The organism is Mesorhizobium sp. M7A.F.Ca.CA.004.12.1.1 (assembly GCF_003997835.1).
Taxonomy (GTDB): Bacteria; Pseudomonadota; Alphaproteobacteria; order Rhizobiales; family Rhizobiaceae; genus Mesorhizobium.
The window spans coordinates 1-2,509 of sequence record NZ_RZRK01000869.1 but is presented as its reverse complement, the minus strand read 5'-3'; the positions used below and the strand labels follow the sequence as shown (position 1 = coordinate 2,509).

At 62.1% G+C, this 2,509-nt stretch carries 3 protein-coding genes and 1 pseudogene; all 4 read left to right on the top strand.

Going from position 1 to position 2,509, the window contains the following annotated elements; all coding sequences use genetic code 11:
- Nucleotides 1-587, top strand: a pseudogene (locus EN984_RS30990) (phosphate acyltransferase); the annotation flags it as partial.
- A 9-nt stretch (nt 588-596) separates the two neighbouring features.
- Complete coding sequence (locus EN984_RS30985) at nt 597-1,568, top strand: beta-ketoacyl-ACP synthase III (protein ID WP_127272084.1); 972 nt, start codon at nt 597-599, stop codon at nt 1,566-1,568.
- Between the two features lie 103 nt (nt 1,569-1,671).
- Nucleotides 1,672-1,995, top strand: a complete 324-nt coding sequence (locus tag EN984_RS30980) for an integration host factor subunit alpha (protein WP_013532231.1) — start codon at nt 1,672-1,674, stop codon at nt 1,993-1,995.
- Between the two features lie 125 nt (nt 1,996-2,120).
- On the top strand, nt 2,121-2,509 hold a 389-nt coding region (locus EN984_RS30975; RefSeq protein WP_164765769.1), incomplete at its 3' end, for a MerR family transcriptional regulator.

Sequence of the window (2,509 nt, the reverse complement as noted above, 5' to 3'; positions counted from 1 at the left end):
GCACCGGCATGGCGCGCTCGGTCTTCGGCATAGCCCGGCCCAGCGTCGGCCTGCTCAATGTCGGCGTCGAGGAGATCAAGGGCCAGGAAGAGGTCAAGGAGGCCGGGCGCATGCTGCGCGAAGCCAACATGGCCTCGATGAACTATCACGGTTTCGTCGAGGGTGACGATATCGGCAAGGGCGTGGTCGACGTCGTCGTCACCGAAGGCTTTGCCGGCAACATCGCGCTGAAGACGGCGGAAGGCACGGTGCGCCAGATCGGTGGCTATCTGCGCGCGGCGATGAGCCGGACTCTGATGGCCAGGATCGGCTACATCTTCGCCAAGGGCGCCTTCGATCGCCTGCGCGAAAAGATGGATGTCGGCCGGTCCAACGGTGGCGTTTTCCTGGGGTTGAGCGGCATCGTCGTCAAAAGCCATGGCGGTGCTGATTCTGATGGGTTCGCCGCCGCGATCGAACTCGGCTATGACATGGTCCGCAACAACCTCCTCGACCGCATCGAGGCCGATCTGGACCTGTTTCATGCGCGCAACCCGCGTGCCCTGTCATCTAGGAAATCCGACGTCGTCACCGACGCAAAGGAATAGGAAAGAACTTTGATCAGATCAGTCGTGCGCGGCACGGGCGCCGCGCTGCCCCGCCGAATCATGAAGAATGCCGATTTCGAAGGCATGGTCGAGACCTCCGATGAGTGGATCGCCCAGCGTACCGGTATTCGCCAGCGCCATATCGCTGGTGACGACGAGACCACGGCTTCGCTGGGGGAAGCAGCGGCACGTGCCGCACTTGCCAATGCCGGCCTCACGCCAGTCGACATCGATCTGATCGTGCTGGCGACCTCGACGCCCAACAACACATTCCCGGCCACTGCCGTCGAGATCCAAAACCGGCTCGGCATGCATCACGGCTTTGCCTTCGACCTGCAGGCGGTCTGTTCGGGCTTCGTCTATGCCGTGACCACCGCCGATCTCTACATCCGCGGCGGCCTGGCCAAGCGTGTCCTGGTGATCGGTTCGGAAACATTCTCGCGCATCCTCGATTGGAGCGACCGCTCGACCTGTGTGCTGTTCGGCGACGGCGCCGGTGCCATGATCCTGGAAGCAGGCGAGGGGACGGGCGCGATCGCCGACCATGGCGTTCTGGCGGCCAGCCTGCGCTCCGACGGCACGCACAAGGACAAGCTTTTCGTCGACGGCGGGCCGTCGACCACGGGTACGGTCGGCCACCTCCGGATGGAGGGCCGCGAAGTCTTCAAGCATGCGGTCGGCATGATCACCGACGTGATCGAGGCGACGTTCGCGCAAGCGGGTATCTCAGCCGATGATCTCGACTGGTTCGTGCCCCACCAGGCCAATAAACGAATTATTGACGCTTCCGCCAAGAAGCTCGGGATAGCTGAGCAAAAGGTGGTGGTTACGGTCGATTTGCACGGTAACACCTCGGCTGCTTCCGTGCCGTTGGCGCTGTCGGTGGCCGTCGCCGACGGCCGCATCAAGAAGGGCGATCTCGTCCTCCTGGAAGCGATGGGCGGTGGCTTCACCTGGGGCGCTGTCCTGGTTCGCTGGTAAGTGCCGAACGGTCCAGTTTCGGTCCTTGACCTTGACGGATCAATTACTTAGGCTCTGCCGTTGTTGTGCCGAATTTTATGTTTTGAGCTGATGGGACGGTCGCATGGGGGGAAAGACACTTACGCGCGCCGACCTTGCCGAGGCAGTTTACCGGAAGGTCGGCCTGTCGCGCACTGAATCGGCCGAACTCGTCGAAGCGGTGCTGGATGAAATCTGCGAAGCCATCGTGCGCGGCGAAACGGTGAAGCTGTCGTCCTTCGCGACATTCCACGTCCGCTCCAAGAACGAACGCATCGGCCGCAATCCCAAGACCGGCGAGGAAGTGCCGATCCTGCCGCGTCGGGTGATGACCTTCAAGTCGTCGAATGTGCTGAAGAGCCGTATCTTGCGCTCCCATCAGAGCGGCAAGGCCAAAAGCGGCAAGTAGTCCTACTGCGCGGTTGAAAACCGTCGCCGCCATGACGCCGGGCTTGAATATTGCTTCATAAACCGCTGAAATAAGCCCCGATTCGGCAGGTAGGCCGGATCATCGTCCAGCGTGAGGATTCGCCCATGGACAAGAGCCCCGACGCCTTTCGTACCATCAGCGAGGTCGCCGAAGATCTCGATCTGCCGCAGCATGTGCTGCGCTTCTGGGAAACGCGTTTCAACCAGATCAAGCCGATGAAGCGCGGCGGCGGCCGTCGTTACTACCGGCCGCAGGATGTCGAGCTGATCAAGGGCATCCGCCACATGCTCTACGACCAGGGCTACACCATCAAGGGCGTGCAGAAGCTGTTGCGCGAGAACGGCAACCATTTCCTGGTTGCCATCGGCAATGGCGACATGGCCGCCGTAGAGGCGATCTCGCAGCGAAAGCAGGCCGATCAGGTGCCGCTGACGCCTGCGGCCCAGCCGCGCGGCATGGACGACGAACTGGTTGGCCAGCCCCGCGTCAAACC